Genomic DNA, 16,825 nt, shown 5'->3' with positions numbered 1-16,825 from the left:
ATGTTATAGACTTTAAAATATTATTTTAAGATGCATTTGGACTTTGCTCTCTACTTAACTTTTCGAGCAACTTCACGAGATTATCGTTAACCTGTAAAGTTGATTCGATAGCTCTATTAAGTAATTCCTGCGTTTTTTCATCCATAGTATTCAGATCTCCACCAATGTAATTACCAACACCTGCATTCGGAGAGTTGGTAATCTTATCAAGTAAAATGCTTGGAGTAGTTGTCATTAGCTTAATAGGATCAACTTTTAAAACTATTGCAACTTTCTGGATAAAAGGAATTGTAAGCTGGTGTTCACCACGCTCATATTTCAAATAGTTAGCTTCCGACATATCAAGCTCGTCCGCAACGTATTCCGCTTTATACCCTCTGGCTTTGCGAAAGAGAGATATATTAACGCCTACCATTTTATTTTCCAGTACGGTCAGATTTTCTTCCATATCTATAAGTAATTAGGTTGATATTAAAGTGAAATAACGGATTAATATAAGTAAAACCAATCGACATAAGAAATCGAGATTAAAAAAAAGCGGCAACTTGCCATCGTATTCGATGAAGAGAAACCCGATAAGTTCCATTTCATTGATTGTCAAGCAATAATACTGCAACCTAGTAATAAAACAAACGCTTATGGCAAAAAAAAGTAAAAGCAGCTCAGTTAGTAGCCTGCCTTCTCTGAATCCATTTTATTATATCCCATTAGACAATGAGGACTATCAGCTAACCTTAGATGTTCTGAACAATAATACCGATCCTTTGATAAAGAAGCGAAGTACCTGGTTTTACCCCGCAATCACGTTTATAAACTTTAGTAGAAGTGGGATTCTCAAAATCAGTACATCAAAAGAGAAGGAAAAATATGTTATTTCTATAAAGTTGGAAAAAAATAAGATTGGTCTGCATTGCTCCTGTAAAAACAAGGATTACCATATATGTACACACGTATATGGAACATTTGATAGATTGCTAAGTTACGGTAATAGAAATTTCCTGAATCAGTTTACACCTAAAGGGATTTATGAAACCGCTATTAAACATAAAAAGTATTTCCAAATAAAGAACTCACATTATGGTTTGGAAATCATTAACAAATTATCTGGTTGTGTATATAATAGCTCATTGAGCAAAGGGTTTGAGGGTATTAATAATATTTTGAATTTAAGATGCGATAATCAAGGAACTGAGGACAGAACTAAAACAGTTACCTATTTGATAATACAACCTAACAGGTTTCAAAAATTGCCAATCCTTTTACCCTGTGAGGGTAAGTTGAACAAAGAAGGAACAAATGTTATAGGCTTTGACAACTTCCCTATAAAAGAAGACCATGACTACTCCATTACACTTACTGAAAATCAGAAAGCATTAAATAAGATATGTTTTATAATTCGTGAACTTAGCAAGGACATAACCGGAGAATTATTTGAATTTGGAGAAGAAAGAAAATATGTAGAATTACTTGATAATATTTATACCCACTGGAAAACTGCTGTATCGTTATTAGAAAGTGAACGCTTCCTTTATAAATATTGGGGTTACAGATATAGTAATCGGAAGCAAAAGGCTATAAAAAAGAATGCAAGGCCCGTAAAGATTAGCAGTGATAGCCCGCAAATTCACTTTCAATTGAGTGATAAGGGTGATTATCAACAACTGGTTCCAAAGCTAGTTGTACGAAATAAAATATTAAATTCCTATATATCTTTTGGTGTGTTTTTCATTCATCACTTTGAGAGTGAAACTGTATATATGTTGCCATCTATACGTGATATTGCCGCGTGTGAGTTCATAAGAAATTATGAGAACAAAGTAAACGTTTTCAAAGAGCATAGAAATATGTTCAAGCAGACTTTTTTAGATCCACTAAAAAAGTGTTATCAGGTCATAAGTAAATAAAATTAACCTAAGAAAATCGAATCATTCTAAATGTATAGCATGAACACAAGCTACAGTGGCGGTAGCAGCCACAATATAATAACTAATCATTTTTATTTAGGAATGGACAATGAAGGATTGTCCATAAATGAATGGAAAGATAAGTTAAAAGGCATAATAGAAAATATTCCGGAGGAAGCCGATAAATTAACGCCGATTATTCAACTCATTGTTTCAGCCATCTCACCAGCTAAAATATACATGCTAAAGCACAAACCATTTAAGGGTTCCGATGCTACTGGATTTATTGATTTATTAATCGTAATTCCATCAAGCTGCAATATTAAATTTACCGAATTGGAACCAACCTTAGAGATGGCATACCTTAAAGATAGTAGAGTGTGTTGCTCGCTATTAAGTGAATCAGCCGTAATAGATGGTTTAAAAGAAGGTCATATTTACTATTCATTGTACTGCACTCCTGAAAATATTGTCTACGACGATAAAAAAAACACCTATCCAATTGCGCCGGTTGACCTGCTAACGGAAATGAAAAATAAGCAAAAAGAAAACTTCGCAAGTCAATTCAAAAGAGCAAAAAATTTCTATCAGTGTGCCTCTTTTCTGCATTCTTCGGACGATACCACATTGGTACTTTTTATGTTGCACCAGGCGATAGAACTAACTTATAGGGCTGTAATGAAAAGCCTGGATTATTATGAAAAAAGAACACATCAGATCAGGAGCATGCGAAAATACGTAAGAAGATCTGCACCGGAACTGAATTTAGTTTTCACTGACGATACGCCGCAAGAAAGAAGGTTATTAGATGTCATTGAAAATGCTTATTTAGGAACCAGGTATGAAGATCATTATGAGATTAAAGAAGGTTATACAGAACTTTTATTAGAGAAGGTAAGCCGATTACAGGATATTGCTGAGCAAACCGTTAACGAAATATTGAACTAGGTAAATAATCGAGTTTATAAATCATACCCGCACCGCAATTTTTTTGAATTTTGTATCACCCAACATTAAAACTTCTTTTTTATCATAGTAATGCTCCGCAGCTATAACATAAACATCACGAAGATTTGTTTTGTCCTCAATCCATTTGAGATATGATTTTAAATGCCTTGCTATTGCGGTTACAGATGTATTTTCCTTTGGAACGATTACGAATATTAACATGCCTGTACGAGTTCCCTGTAAAAAGTGCGCAGCTTTCATCATTCCGCCGACAAAAGTTTTGCGACTGGAAGAATTTTCACTCTCCAGTATGATGTAGTCATCTTTGCACTTCAGAACGAAATCTGGTTTATACCCTGGCTCCAAGCTATTACCTTTCAAAAAAGTCTCATAGCCTGGGCAATTGTGCAGAAGTGCTTTGAATAATTTGTCAGGGATCATCGTACAATTTTAATGTGTTCAGTCTAAATTTAGTGATTTTCGACTGTCAAGAGCAATTAATTCATTTCCACATAAATTATCCATTTTTACTATTTATTATGCTGACAGGTAAACAGATATTGTTAATGGCAAAAATTTTTTTGCTAGTAGCAATCATTCATGAAAAGGTGCATACTGAAATTTCAGCGGAAAACCAGTTATGGTTATTGGGCAATGCGACGGGAGTTGCCTTATATAAAATCAATTATCCAATTGGTATGGCAACAGCAAAAAGCAGGCATTTTGACCAAATGCTTCGATTTTTTTATTATCCTTTATGTAGCCTGTTCAATATTAAATGGCAATGTCCTGAAATGGGAAAGCACATTTTTTGTCTTTATAATGATTCTGGCATCAGGGATAATGTTATTGAGCTTGTACGTCATTGAAGTAATAAAACCCCTTACAAATGCGAAGGCAAAAAAAATAGGAAGGATAATAGCCATACATCTCCTTGTTTTTATAGCATTTTATACCACCGTGGCTTTCTTATATAGTGAGGTCGTACCGGTAAAATGGCCTAATTTCTGGCCGCTTTTCATAAGTACATCTTTCCTGACTGGTGTGGTAGGAATTGAAAGAATGATTGTGCGATACAAACTGTAGGACTTAAAAACTATTGAAGGTTGGAAATGCAGCCTTCAAAACGACCGCATTTCCAATCATTATTGTGCTACTTTTTATCTGGTATAATTAGCGCTTTTAGCTCAGGCGTACTTAAAATTCGCTCTCTTTCATCAGCAACCAGGTTGCGAATGTCTTTTTTAATTTTAGCAAAAACCTCTAATATTGTTTTATTATCAACGGTAGGTTTAGGTGGGTTCTTATACGCAGGCATGCTCTTTTTTATACGCTTTTCATCCAAAATAAATTCAGAATGGAACATTTTATGCTCGATTTTCTGATCGGGATTGTCTGCAACCACTCCTACAAATTCACCGGCTGATAATGAGGAAATAACCGACTGCGGAATAGCATAGTCCAGTTGCTTAGAGTGGGTAACGGATGTATCACTACTGTTTATGGCGACACTTTCCCTGTCTTGCATAATCTTACCAAACCTATCGGCAAGGTCTTTAGCGCTCTGGCCGGTTACTTGCCCTGAAATCAGGTTTCCTGCCATACTCATTATTACGTTGGCCTGCTTCTGTCCATAGTTTGCGATCAATTGTGCTGCGTCCTGTAGCACCATTACTACCGCCACCAGATATGATCTGGCATATCCTAAAAATTTGGAAAGCCCAGGCCAGGAAAGAGTTGCAAATTCCTCTAACATTATCAAGGAAGGTTGTTCGTCCTGCTCTCTCAGTAGCTTTTGAAGATTATTCAGGTATAAGGAAAATACAGGGCTGTAAATGTTTGCTTTCATTGGATTATTTACAAGACAAACGATTTTTGGTGCCTTCGGATCATTAATAGTCATTGTAAAATCGTCAGCTGATAACACGTAATAAAGATTAGGTGTTGAAAGGGTTCCTAAACTCACTGTTGCTCCTGAAATCTGCCCTACAAGTTGCTTTCCCGCATCTTCTTCGAGGGCTGAAACAAATGGTTTTACAAGTGCCTCTAGCTGCGGTTCTGCTCTTAAAATCGTCAGCAACATCCGCAAATCTGTCTGAGCAAATTCTATTACATGGGGTAATGTGCAATAGATGCCATCTTTATAAAGGCGCAAAAACCAGATTAGGCATGTTACAAAATTAATACTTGATTCCGTCCAAAATTCACCTTGCTTGTCGATCATATCTTGGTTAAGTCCTAATAAAATGCTTCTGGATGCGCTGGCAGCATCAGAAATATCATCCATAGATTTTACCATTAATGGATTGCAGCGATGATAAATTTCATCAAAGCACAATACAAAAAACTGCGGTTCTACTTTGTATTTATGCTTATAAAGAAGGTAATAAGAGTAAGTAAAATCTGTAAGATCACGCGGTTTAAAATCATGCAGACAAATTGCGTAGCCTTTAAAAATTGCCTGCCGCAAGATTTCTTTTACCCCCCATAATGTTTTCCCTGATCCCGGAAGGCCCAGGAGAAGCAGGTTGCGAAATGGGTTCACAATTGACACGAAACTGGATCTTATTTTACCTTTAAGATTATAGCGGGCGGGGAAATTAAAGCTGTATTTATTTTCCCAATTTTTTTCCTCCTGGGGAAACGTTTGGTTGCCTTTGTTGAAAACGTCCCCTTTGAGCTTTAGCTTGATTATTCTTGTAAGCAGTGTTCCTCCTGTCAAAACCAGAATATAACCTAAGCCTGTTAGGCTCATGTAAAATACTGCGACAACTGTAGCTTGTAAATCTGTAAGAAATAGTAAGGCGCTTATAAAATAGGTAAGTAAACCTGAAAGTAAATAAGCTAATCCTGTTCTGTATCCTATCTTTTCCGATTTTCGGCCTTGCGCTCCCAACAATGAAATACCTAAAAATAATAGGGAAAACAGTTTTGTTTTGTTTAGGCTACTGAATAACCCGGAAGCTGCGATATTACCTAAAATCCGTTCCGTCACGTCCGTTGTAAAATGCCATTCCCGGAAAGCGCCATAACAGAAAAAGTAGAAGTGTAGGAGTAATAGTGCTACACTTATCCATCTTGTGAGATCAATAATTTTTTTAAGTCCTATATCATTTGCACTTTTCATATACACTTTGTTTTAACGTTCTAAATCTTGATTTCTACGTTTCCTACGCCTTTGCTCTTCGCGCAATTCGTAGTCTAATGACTGGTTGTCTTGTTCCGGCTCGATGGCTTCCTTTACCATGTTGCCAACGTTCTTGCCTATGTCCTTTGTAAGATCATTGCCTTTGTTGTCACTGTATTTTTCTTCTTGTTTATATTGGAAAGACCTACCGGAATGATTATCTTTTGTGTTTGTAGTAGTGGAATATTCATCTTGCCGGACGGGAGTTTTAGTTGCCTTTTCTACCGTTTTGTTATTAGCTACTTCTTCTCTAGCGTTCTCTTTTTTAGGATGCTGCTGTGTCTCTAGTTCAGGCTTTTGTTGCATTCCCAGGCGTTCCAAAATTTTCTTTGCGCTGTAATCTTTATCAATATCACTGCCTTTAAATATTGCACCATGTTCATGGTCAATGAAGGTTAAGCCGAATACATTACCTTGTTTGGTTCTATGTGTTACGAGCGAAATCCTTTCTTTTTCAAGGCCCTCTTTAAAGGCTTCCATGCTTTTCGGTTGCTGATTAAGCTGCCATTCTATTTTAGTTTTAACAGCTCTTTTGTTGGCCCCTCGATGAACCTCATTTTCTTTAAACTTGTTTTCCAGGTAATCAAGCGTAGGCTGAAAATATATCCTGCTTGCCTTTATTTGCTTACCAGCTTTCGTACCATCATCATTTAAAGCCCGATAGTATAATCCCCGGTTTTTATATACTCTTGATTCTTCGTTACCCCTATCCGCTTCAACATTAAATTCACGAAGCACAGTATTTAATTCTTGTAAGGAGGAATATTTGTACCGTGGTAAAACATGCTCCAATACATTAGTTATTGAGCGAACCGTGCTGGATTTTCCGTACTGTAACTTTTGTGCTGTCACCTTTAAAGATTGCTCTTTGGTCTGCGCATTTTCCTTTTTATCAGCAGGTACCAGCCCATATTTTGCCTCCATTTCTTTACGTATCGGCTCTGAAAAGTTCTTTGCTTGGTTGTGCGTATCTATCCTTGTTCCGTCCTCTCTAATGAGGGAGGAAAGGATATGGACGTGTGGGTGTCCTGCATCAAAATGTTGATAAACTAAGTAGGGCTGGTTGCCAAAGCCCATTTTCTGCATAAATTCTTCTGACATTTTTTTGAGAAAATCCGGCGTCATTCGTGCCTCTTCGGAGGGATGAAAATTTAGCGAAAGATGAATTAATCTTTTTTCTGCGGTACTTAAATCTACCAGGTCTTTTATCCGATCATGCTTTTCCTTAAAACTTAATTCATCCGGATTTTTTAGATAATTAGCGGCCATAAGTAATTTGGCTTTTCCCTCTTCCACCTTATTTTCATTGTATTTTGCCGCTCTCATAAGGCTGTCTGGATACTTTAATTCCGGGCGCATGCTTCATAGATTTGTATGAGTTTAATGCGGATTTCTTCAACCTTTTGCATCAGAATATTTTTTGATGCTTCGTTGATGATGGCCCAGTTTTTTATCTCTGTTACCGTATCCATTGTGTGCAGTTTATGCACTGATTGGTTGAAGTTGTTGCCGATGGCACTCAACTCATTTTTAATCGTATTGAGTAGAGATAGCAGCTCGTCTGCTGATTGATTCCTATACTTAACGGTAACAGGTTTGTTCAATAAAACGCGGCGTGCATATTCGCTGATTTTGCGGTGTGTGGATGCTTTTGTTGCCGCTTCAATGCGCGTAAACTCTTCCGGTTTTAAACGGATAGTGATACGGCGCGTGTACTTTGTTTTCTCTTGCTTCTGCATAATCTTTCTTCACTTTGAAGTACAAAAATTTCGCTGCGGTAGCAGCAATTTGAAACATGCGGCACGTAGTGACCGCTTCCCCGCGCCGACTTCGGAGGCATAGCGGGCGAGGTCGATTGAAGGACTTGTCCGACAATCGTACACCTCGCCCGTTGCGATCCAGGCAACGGGAATGGGGGCCGCTCAGCTGCTGCACGGCGTGTTTATAGGTTCGGAACTGTCCTTACGCTGGCCCCCTGCTAATCGGAGCGCAACGGCACAGGCCCAGGCAAACCAATGGAGCCTATGTACAGATGACCGGGAAGAAAAGAGGGCCATCCATTGAACTTACCGGCCCTTGATGCTGATAGATGGAAAATGTCTGGATGTGGGGCCATTTCCTTGTGATGTTGCTGAATAGAATACAATTGCTCCTGGTGGAAATGGCATTGCTAATAAAACCTACAACGGTGAGAGGTGGGCGATTACCCTGATTGGAAAAATGGGTGCTTTCGCCTCTGACGAAAGCACTACCTTTTGTGTTAACTAAATACATACGCTTCATTTTCTGGTTCACAATTCAGTTTTCAGTGAAGCGATAAAAGTAGTGTTCTACAGAATGTCAGACAAGATGTGTGTTAGGCGAACGGGTTAGCCAATTAGGGAATCTGCAAGCTGGTAGCTTGCAGGAACTATGGAATAAGAATCTATTTAAAATCACTCTTGTCCGACTAAACTTTAAATAAAGATCATAAAAAAGGGCAGTTCGTGAGAACCACCCGTAATAGTTATTTTAGAGTTACCACACTACAAAAATAACTATGGGTGAAAATAGGAAATTCCCCGGACAGCCGGTATTATCTCAAATATTAGACGTAATTCCTAAAAGTATTATAAATGCAGCAGGCAGAAAACATAATTCAAACCGGTACTATAAGCGTCTACCCTTGCGGGTTCATTTAATAAGTCTACTCTATGGGATATTTAGCTATTGTAATGGCCTGCGGGAGTTGAGTGAGGGGCTTTTAGCCTGTGAGGGAAAGCTAAGTCATTTGGGGCTGGATAAGGCTCCGGCGCGCAGTACCCTGTCAGATGCCAATAATAAACGTAGCTATCAGGTCTTTGAAACTATTTACTACGCATTGCTTAGTCAGTACCATAGCTTTATCTCGGACAGCCGGTTAAAGGGCTTAAGTATCCGTAACTTAAAGATTATTGACAGCAGTACTATTCAACTGTTCAGTGAGCTACTTCGCGGTGTTGGTCGTAACCCGTTGGATGGCGGGCGTAAAAAAGGTGGTTTTAAAGTGCATGCAATGATGGATGCCTTTAGTGGAACTGCCGAATTTGTACGGTTGACAGAAGCCCGGGAACATGACCAGAAATTTCTGTATCACCTGAAGCTTGTTCCTAATAGCTGGATAGTGTTTGATAAGGCATATACGACCTATGGACAGTTCGCTAAATGGACAAGTCAAAAAGTGTGGTTTGTGACCAGGGAACGTAATAACGCGGATGTTCATGTTACCAAAGTCCTGGTAGACAAGACGAAGAAGCGCAAGTCCAAAGGAGTTTTAAAAGAGCAACTGGTTACAGTAGGTGTTAAGGAAAACGGAGCCGTAGTGCAGCGGTTAAAGCTCAGGCGTATTACTTTTCTCGCTGAAGATGGTAAGGTCTATGTATATATTACTAACAATATGACCTTGCCGGCTTCGCAAATCGCTACCATTTATAAGAATCGCTGGATGATTGAGTTGCTTTTTAAACAAATCAAGCAGAACTTTCCCTTGCGATACTTTTGGGGAGCAAGCCCCAATGCGATCAAGATGCAGGTATATTGTGTTTTGATAGCACAACTACTGATGGTTGTCATCCGTAAAAAAGCAGTGACAAAAAAGTCGTTTGCCAATATGATTACGGTCATCCGATTGCATTTAATGAGTTATGTAGCGCTTATGGAGTTTATAAAAGACGCTTATAAGGCATGGAGGAAAACGCATAATGCATCGTTTGCGTTTACGACATAAAAATGTGGGGGAGCTTCCCCTGGTTTTGAAATAAGTTGTTTTCAATGTATATCCTTTACTGGTAAAGGGGCATAGACAATTTTAACCCGACTTTAGTCGGACAACAATGATTTAAAATGAGTTTTATAAGCCATAAAAGGAAGGGATAAATATGGGCGTGGCTTCCAGGTCTATTCAAAAAAAAAGCTGCCATCAAAAGGCTTTAAAGGGGCAAAAACAAATTTCCCTGGTTCAACTTGTTGCATGTTCTATTGCAGCTCCTAATATTTGAGAAATTTCGGTGACATTCCCCGCGCACTCCCACTCTAAATTATCGTTCATGGAAATTACTATTGATACCTGGGGCATTAAGGCTTCGATCCGATACATAGTATTATCTGCATATATGAGGTACACCCAGGCAAGGCAATTTTCTTCTTGATAATTTTATTCTATTAAAAATGGTTCTGTCATTTTGTTTTTGGTATGGGATCGGCAGTACCTAGCGGTGGTTCATTCCAGGAGTACGGTGCAATCTTGCTTAATCCATCCGGGCGCAATTTATTGCCGCGCACAGAAAAGGTGGTGCGGTAGGCAAGATCCTCAGCTGGTATTTCATAGTTGAGAATGCGCCGGTACTCGGTTTCCGTGAGTGTATTATTAAGCCAGGTTTGTGAAAGCTCCAGCGGCAGGAATAAAGGCATCCGCCAGCGGTTAGCACCACTATTGTGAATTTTTTTCATTAGCTCATTGGCAGGGCGCGTAATGAGAGCAAAGGTGCGTCGTTCTATCAGCTCTCCTGTTTCCTGGTCAGGAACAGCAGCTACGGAGTACAGACCGGGTAGGAAAAAAATCTTTTGACTACAGGGCCAAACCAGATAAGGAATGCTGTTCTTGAAGCCGACTACTTCCCGGTGTTCTATGATGCCTGTAACCGGGATTAAACACCGGCGCTCCCGTATCTTGAACCAGTAACTTGTTTTATCATCCAAAATCCTTTCAGCCCTGACGTTTAAAAATCCGTTCCGTGATTTTTTAAAGTCGTTGATCTTATCGGGTGTATTAATATAAAACGGAATAACGCCCCATTCATGGAGGCGAAGATGTACTAAATGATCCGTGCGGTTTCGGTATAATATAGCATGTTCGCCGTGGAAGCCGGGGCCTAAAATATGCTCAGCCGCTTCCAGATTCAATTGAATATTTTCATCCATTACCAGATCAGGAAAATGCGCCCTTAATTCCGGGAGATCGACGGTAAAGGAAATATCATAACACATATTAATACTTTTCAATGTCACTAAGCCTAACCTGACGCTGTTCGCGTCCAAACTTTATGGTAACAAATAGCTCTCCAAATATTACCTGCAATGTTGGCCTTAACCTGCTATCGCGGGATATTCGCCAGCTGGTGGCTTCCTTTATATACCTTTCTACATGCTTTGCCAGATAATTGTCGAGTTGCTTTTGCAGCAGCTTATTGTCAGAGGTGTATGACGTGAAAACGCTATACCCGGAATCAGGCTGTAGGATGGCTTTGATTCTATCGCGGTGCTGTTCAAATTCCAGGTCAATCAATACTGCAAACCGATCTTTTAGCTTTTTGGCCTTCAGCGCATCTAAATGGACAATGGCTAACCCTTTGTCCTGATAATCGGAAAATAAAAGAGCAGTCTTATCCTGGGCGCCGATAACACTGTTACCACGGTCATAGCTTTGGCTAATCAACCAGCGGCGATTTGCTTCTCTAAAGCGCTGAATCAGCCGGGGATCAAATTGCAGGAAGGGATTAAACATAAGCGGATTAATTGATGAAAGAGATCTCCGGCAGTTCATTCCAGCGGGTAGTAAATCGCTTAGAGAGAAAGTTTGCCCGTAGGGCATATTTCTCACGCTTTCCCTGCGCTGCGATAAATACCGTATTCCTGCCATTATCGTTATTGATACTATCCATCACAGCCATCGCCTTATTTGCTTTTTCCCGGTAGCTGTTATTGTCAAACAATGAATTTTGAATTTGCCCGGCGGGAACCAGGTCTAATGCGTTAATACCTACTTTCTGGTAGTTTAATCCTGGTTTGAAGATCTTTTTCAAACCGTCAGCTGCATAAGCACTGAGTTCGCTTGTATTGTTCGTGGGTACAGGTAATTCGATGGTGATCGAGTGGGAATACTGTTCGTCCTGGGTTCTGAATCTATTAGTTTGTAAAAAAACGTGAATGGAAGATGCGCAGACATTATTTGCACGTAGTTTAATCCCACATGCTGAAGTATGACTGGCAAGCGCATTACGAATTATTGTAAAGTCAGTTTGAAGGGTGCCAAATGAGCGGCTAGTACCTACATTTTTCGGCACAGGTGTTACAAAATCCCATTCGATACAGGGTATTCCTTTCAACTCTTTTAATAGTCGCTCACCTATAACAGACATATTTTTCCTCACCCAATCCGGTGATGCCTTTTTAACAAAATCTGCTGCGGTGGTAAACCCTTGCGCTTTAAGCCGGGCGGCATGTTTGTGGCCAATGCCCCATACATCCTCAATCGCTGTCACCGACAGCGCTTCTTCTATGAGGTCGTTGTTAGCCAGCCAATGTACACCGATATGTTTTCGCCGTTTTTTTGCAAACCTATTCGCCATTTTTGCTAATGTTTTTGTGGGTGCAATACCTACGCAGGTAGGTATGCCCACATTTCGCAGGACAGTCTGCCGGATCTCCATGCCCAGAGAAAGCAAATTTTTACGGTAGAGTTCGCTCATATCTAAAAACGCTTCATCTATGGAATAGATTTCCTGCTGCGGTACAAACCGGCGGAACTGGTTCATCATACGCCTGCTCATGTCTCCATATAACGTATAGTTGCTGGAACAAAGTGTAACATCATGTTTTCGTATAATATCTTGCATCATATGGGCGGGTGTTCCCATAACGATACCGATTTGTTTAGCTTCGTCGCTCATGGCAATGGCACATCCATCATTATTGCTCAATACTACAACTGGTTTGCCTACCAACTTCGGATTAAAAACACGCTCACATGAGCAATAGAAACTATTGCCGTCTACCAGTGCATACATCTTTCCAGGTTTCTTTGTTATTGATTACATATGTTACAATACCGCGCACGACAGCGCTGTAGTTGTCAGGTATCTTCACCGGCTTACACTCCGGGTTAGCGGGGTATATCCAATGCGTATTTTTTTCAAACCTCAGAAAACCTAATAGGTCTTCCTGGTCGATCCGGGCCAGTACCAGATCGCCGTCTTTAGCTTGGTCAGCTAAAGAAAAATCAACAAGTGCAACGGAACCAACAGTGATGTGAGCGTCAAGTAAAAAACGGGTATTGACACGAAATGCAAAAGTGCTGTCAGCGTCAGTAATCAGTATTTTCACCAAATCAAATGCAGGCTCCTCGTAATCTCTCGATGGTGGAGTGAACATAAAGGACGGATTTCCAAACGAAAATACTAATATTTTTAGCACAGCCAAATAATTATAACTTTTCTCATTCAGATTCAAAAAATGTATTATACTTGGAAGGAAGCGGAAATGATTGTAAAAAAATAGACAGCACTATTAGCCGGGCTTAGTTTTTGATCCACGAATTAAAATCTTTTTCTATGCCTACCACTTTTCCATTAAAAGTAGACCTCCCTGAAAAAATCGGGAGCATACCTAATCCAGATGATTTTGTCGAGCTGGTTCGCCTGATTGAAATGATCGGCGTATATCATGACGATGAAAAAAAGACGCCGCTTACCAGAGATGAAATAGCTGCCTGGCTGGAACAGTTTTTACAGGTAGATCACGCTTACCCGGATTATAAGACTTTAGAAGTATGCAGCAATGGAAGTGATTTAATAGAGCGGATGTTGGCAGCATTAGAAAGAATGACGCCAGGGAATGATCCGGCAAAAGAAGAATAAGAGCGTTTGAATACTTGCAAAGGATTCAGAATAAAAAAATGAATACTTCCATCTGGCATCAGCTTTTTTGTTTTGGAGCTTTTATTTTTGGCGTTTGAAAAAATAAAAGCGGCCCCGCGCATGGCGGTTCCGCTACACATTAACTACCTGTGTACCCTTTTGTTAAATGCTGGCTTCCCTTTAAAATAGGTGTGCCGGAAAATTTTCGACTACGTATTCAAAAAGGGCTTTCTGTGCATTCTCCAATGAAGCAAAATAACTATCTGCCCAATCATGAGGTACTATAAAATCACTTTCATTTTTATTCCTATCGGAAACTACTTCTAAGATTGTCCAGCCATTGCCATAAACGTATAAAAAGGTTATTTCTTCCTCTTCGTATTGTTCCAAGATGGGATACTCATTTTTGTTTCCTTCGGCTGTTTCAATATCTACGATTTGTTTAGAGGCTATAAAGCGAAGGAACTTTCTTTCCATTTTATTTTTACGTGACATAGTAATTCTATTTAATTGTTAGAAGGCAGGGGCATTGTTCATGCCCCTGTATGCGCTTGCTATTCTTTGATAATGTCTATTTGTCCGGGGTTATCAAATACATGATTGAAAAGCACGGCAATTTCTGTATCTGTCAACTTTGCGGCGAAGGATGTTTTGTGATAAATAGCGGTAACGGTAATTTCATTATCGGATTGGTGGCGCATAGCCACGGGAAGGCCGCCTACGCCCATATCTACCCAAAGGCTTAGCCAAAAGTCGTTTTTATAGGCACATCCTATAATAAGGGTATCGTGGCCTGTCAGTCCATCACCTTCATACTGTTGGTGTATTTCGTCATTAGCATACTGAACCCTTGCCAGCCGGTTAAATTTGAAATCCATTTTTAACGCCATTTCCTCAGCAAATAAAAGGGGTGACATTGGCCCGCTTACCTTATTATCCTTTTCTTCTAACAGGGGCTGTATTGAAAATTCTTGTTTCATAAAAAAGTTGCGCCCCTTGTTGTGCGGCTGCGCCCCCGCATTGGTGTTAATTCAATATCAGTGCATCACTGCCTTTTTTTGCAAAGGCATCACATAAGTTAAAAGCTGACTGTGCGCGAACCTGCGCGGTGCCACCGAAAAGAATTGATTTCAATTTGCTTTCATCGTCTTTGTAATTGCGTACATTCTGGAAGTACCCGGTAACGGAATTGTACGCGCCAAATACAGTTCCGGCTGTAGTTTCCATCAGTTGGGTAGGGCTTGTTTGTGCGTATTCAAAAACACTATCGCACATATTTTTAAAGCAGGTTGAAAGTTCATCATCTTTGCCCTCGGTTAAATTTTTCAATGCCTCTTTATTGGGCACCATAGCCATTTGAATGAGTTTCTTAACCTCTTTATCTGTTATACGCACCTTTGACCAGTTGTTAAAAATGTCCTGCATCTGGTTTGATAACTGGTTACTAATGACTAATACCTTGTGCGCTTCTGCTAATCTTCCTTTGGCGTTAATCGTATGACGGATTTTAATAGAATTACTATAGTTTTTCATTGCTGCATTCAAAGTATTCTGGCACACGATGCGCACGGGTGTAAAGGCTGCGGTAATACTTCCAAAACCATCGTGCGAAGTGGTTAAAAACAAATACTGCTCAATTAAATCCTCCCTGCCTACTTTAATATAGTTGGGCAACTTAGCGGTGATAAATATGCGTTCACCATTTCCTAATGCTCCGGCTGTTTCATATTGAATGCCATCACCGCCAACAATGGCATCAAAAAAGGAAAAGGCATCTGTATTTTGTACAATCTGGTAATCTTTCCCCACCACCCCTAATACAGTTTCATTATCTGTGCGCATGGTGGCGTAATAGTTAGGTACTTGTATTTCCGGGATGATAATATCATCATCGGCATTGCCTTCAGCGTTGGCATTGTCGTATGTAAACAAGGGCCTTTTAACTACCGTATAATCCAAACCGGCGTGCTTAATTGCTTCTGCGCTGGTGGGGTAATCCTGTACAATCTGGCCTAAGCCGTGCCACGCTTTTTCTTTTACAGAAAAGAAACTGTGTTGTCCTGTTTGCTCGTTGAAAAAAAGATTGTGTGCCATGATATTAATTTTTATAGTTTGAATAAATGAGTGATTAGGGGGCAGGGCTTACGCCCCGCCCTTTAGGTTTAAAATGGTAAATCGTCTATAGGCTCGGTAATATTTGCCGGTGCTGTTTCGGCTTCGTTCTTCGTGCTGTTAGCCGGCTTTCCGTGTAGTTTTATATTTTGTACGGTAAGTGTCAAAGCAGCTTTAGCTGTACCATCTTTCGATGAATAGGCTTGTGTGCCTACCCGTCCTGTTATCTCCACTAACACGCCCTTTTTCAGATAGGGTGCAATGCCTGTGTGATTCCAATAGGCACAGCGCACATAGGTTGTTACTTTGGTGTTTTCTTTTGCACCTTTTTTGCGGAAGTAATCATTAATTGCAACATCAAAATTTACTACTGACTTGCCGCCTTCCAATACGTTTACTATTGCATCGGCTGTAATGTTGGCTACTACTTTAGTTTCCATAATTGATAAGTATTAACTGTTATTAAAAAATGTGATTAACGAAAAAGTGTAAGAGATCGGGCAACTGATATATCAGGCTGTTTGTACTGCGTGGAGTGCTTTTTAACGAGGCGATAAACCATTATGTCCTCATTTAAGAATATAGCCCATGCTGCAACAAGGGAACGCGAACGGTTATACTTTTTACTGCGTTGTAACTCCCATGATAGGCCCATTACTGTGGATAAAACTGGCTGTGTCATAAAGCATATTTTTATTGTTAAATAATTAAAGGGTCAGTCATTCGGCTTCGCCTCTTTCATATACCCTTAGCGACCAGCCATTAAGCCTATGGAGGCACGGAGAACGATTTTGAAAAAAAATACTATTGCGCAACGCATAGAATGCCCCGCAGGGGGGCTGTTAGCATTGGAGATTTTTTTACAAAACTTGCAAGCGGAGTTTACGGAGCGCAGTCGTTCGTAGGCTGGAATAGGCTAATACCTTCGCGACCCAGGGGGTACGAAAGAGCAGACCAACCGCAGGTTACCATCTGGCATATTAAATTGTATTATGGGTTATAGCCCCTTACCGGATTCATTA

The 16,825-nt window shown here is 39.9% G+C and carries 18 protein-coding genes; 5 read left to right on the top strand and 13 right to left on the bottom strand.

Annotated features, from left to right (window positions below; translation table 11 throughout):
- Positions 1–25: 25 nt before the first annotated feature.
- Positions 26–448, bottom strand: a complete 423-nt coding sequence (locus ESB13_RS09665) for a helix-turn-helix domain-containing protein (protein ID WP_129002777.1) — start codon at positions 446–448, stop codon at positions 26–28.
- Positions 449–638: 190 nt separating this feature from the next.
- Between ESB13_RS09665 and ESB13_RS09660 the strand changes: the two genes are divergently transcribed.
- Both ESB13_RS09660 and ESB13_RS09655 read left to right on the top strand, forming a co-directional pair.
- Positions 639–1,904, top strand: coding sequence for a hypothetical protein (locus ESB13_RS09660; RefSeq protein ID WP_129002776.1), 1,266 nt, complete (start codon positions 639–641; stop codon positions 1,902–1,904).
- A 39-nt stretch (positions 1,905–1,943) separates the two neighbouring features.
- Complete coding sequence (locus ESB13_RS09655; RefSeq protein ID WP_164974158.1) at positions 1,944–2,852, top strand: HEPN domain-containing protein; 909 nt, start codon at positions 1,944–1,946, stop codon at positions 2,850–2,852.
- 21 nt (positions 2,853–2,873) lie between these two features.
- Here the strand turns inward: ESB13_RS09655 and ESB13_RS09650 are convergent, their stop codons facing one another.
- A complete protein-coding gene (locus ESB13_RS09650; RefSeq protein WP_129002774.1) occupies positions 2,874–3,293 on the bottom strand; it encodes a hypothetical protein in 420 nt (139 codons plus the stop codon).
- Positions 3,294–3,418: 125 nt separating this feature from the next.
- On the opposite strand from ESB13_RS09650, the gene ESB13_RS09645 reads away from it, so the two are divergent.
- Positions 3,419–3,721, top strand: a complete 303-nt coding sequence (locus ESB13_RS09645) for a hypothetical protein (protein WP_129002773.1) — start codon at positions 3,419–3,421, stop codon at positions 3,719–3,721.
- 284 nt (positions 3,722–4,005) lie between these two features.
- Here the strand turns inward: ESB13_RS09645 and ESB13_RS09640 are convergent, their stop codons facing one another.
- The 3 genes from ESB13_RS09640 to ESB13_RS09630 are packed head-to-tail and all read right to left on the bottom strand — an operon-like array spanning position 4,006 to position 7,778.
- Complete coding sequence (locus ESB13_RS09640) at positions 4,006–5,979, bottom strand: YWFCY domain-containing protein (protein WP_129002772.1); 1,974 nt, start codon at positions 5,977–5,979, stop codon at positions 4,006–4,008.
- Between the two features lie 12 nt (positions 5,980–5,991).
- Positions 5,992–7,398, bottom strand: a complete 1,407-nt coding sequence (locus ESB13_RS09635) for a relaxase/mobilization nuclease domain-containing protein (protein ID WP_129002771.1) — start codon at positions 7,396–7,398, stop codon at positions 5,992–5,994.
- On the bottom strand, positions 7,383–7,778 hold the full coding sequence (locus ESB13_RS09630) for a plasmid mobilization protein (protein ID WP_129002770.1): 396 nt from the start codon (positions 7,776–7,778) through the stop codon (positions 7,383–7,385). Before ESB13_RS09630 ends, ESB13_RS09635 begins: the two co-directional genes overlap by 16 nt.
- Before the next feature lie 800 nt (positions 7,779–8,578).
- Here ESB13_RS09630 and ESB13_RS09625 point away from each other — a divergent pair.
- The gene (locus tag ESB13_RS09625; RefSeq protein ID WP_129002769.1) at positions 8,579–9,784 is read left to right on the top strand and encodes an IS4 family transposase; all 1,206 of its coding nucleotides are present in this window, start codon (positions 8,579–8,581) and stop codon (positions 9,782–9,784) included.
- A gap of 449 nt (positions 9,785–10,233) precedes the next feature.
- Here ESB13_RS09625 and ESB13_RS09620 read toward each other — a convergent pair whose 3' ends face one another.
- The 4 genes from ESB13_RS09620 to ESB13_RS09605 are packed head-to-tail and all read right to left on the bottom strand — an operon-like array spanning position 10,234 to position 13,284.
- Positions 10,234–11,043, bottom strand: coding sequence for an SOS response-associated peptidase (locus ESB13_RS09620; protein ID WP_129002768.1), 810 nt, complete (start codon positions 11,041–11,043; stop codon positions 10,234–10,236).
- 1 nt (position 11,044) lies between these two features.
- Complete coding sequence (locus tag ESB13_RS09615; protein WP_129002767.1) at positions 11,045–11,560, bottom strand: hypothetical protein; 516 nt, start codon at positions 11,558–11,560, stop codon at positions 11,045–11,047.
- A gap of 7 nt (positions 11,561–11,567) precedes the next feature.
- On the bottom strand, positions 11,568–12,842 hold the full coding sequence (locus tag ESB13_RS09610; protein WP_129002766.1) for a Y-family DNA polymerase: 1,275 nt from the start codon (positions 12,840–12,842) through the stop codon (positions 11,568–11,570).
- The gene (locus ESB13_RS09605) at positions 12,817–13,284 is read right to left on the bottom strand and encodes a S24 family peptidase (RefSeq protein ID WP_129002765.1); all 468 of its coding nucleotides are present in this window, start codon (positions 13,282–13,284) and stop codon (positions 12,817–12,819) included. Before ESB13_RS09605 ends, ESB13_RS09610 begins: the two co-directional genes overlap by 26 nt.
- 101 nt (positions 13,285–13,385) lie before the next feature.
- Between ESB13_RS09605 and ESB13_RS09600 the strand changes: the two genes are divergently transcribed.
- Positions 13,386–13,691, top strand: coding sequence for a hypothetical protein (locus ESB13_RS09600; RefSeq protein ID WP_129002764.1), 306 nt, complete (start codon positions 13,386–13,388; stop codon positions 13,689–13,691).
- 180 nt (positions 13,692–13,871) lie between these two features.
- On the opposite strand, the gene ESB13_RS09595 is transcribed toward ESB13_RS09600, so the two are convergent.
- From ESB13_RS09595 to ESB13_RS09580, 4 genes are all read right to left on the bottom strand, one after another.
- Positions 13,872–14,186, bottom strand: a complete 315-nt coding sequence (locus ESB13_RS09595) for a hypothetical protein (RefSeq protein WP_129002763.1) — start codon at positions 14,184–14,186, stop codon at positions 13,872–13,874.
- A 59-nt stretch (positions 14,187–14,245) separates the two neighbouring features.
- A complete protein-coding gene (locus tag ESB13_RS09590) occupies positions 14,246–14,569 on the bottom strand; it encodes a hypothetical protein (RefSeq protein WP_129002762.1) in 324 nt (107 codons plus the stop codon).
- Between the two features lie 148 nt (positions 14,570–14,717).
- Positions 14,718–15,785, bottom strand: coding sequence for a DUF932 domain-containing protein (locus ESB13_RS09585; protein ID WP_129002761.1), 1,068 nt, complete (start codon positions 15,783–15,785; stop codon positions 14,718–14,720).
- A 68-nt stretch (positions 15,786–15,853) separates the two neighbouring features.
- The gene (locus ESB13_RS09580; protein WP_129002760.1) at positions 15,854–16,243 is read right to left on the bottom strand and encodes a single-stranded DNA-binding protein; all 390 of its coding nucleotides are present in this window, start codon (positions 16,241–16,243) and stop codon (positions 15,854–15,856) included.
- Positions 16,244–16,825 lie beyond the last annotated feature (582 nt).

Source organism: Filimonas effusa, from assembly GCF_004118675.1.
GTDB lineage: Bacteria > Bacteroidota > Bacteroidia > Chitinophagales > Chitinophagaceae > Filimonas > Filimonas effusa.
This window is presented reverse-complemented; position numbering and strand designations above follow the sequence as displayed.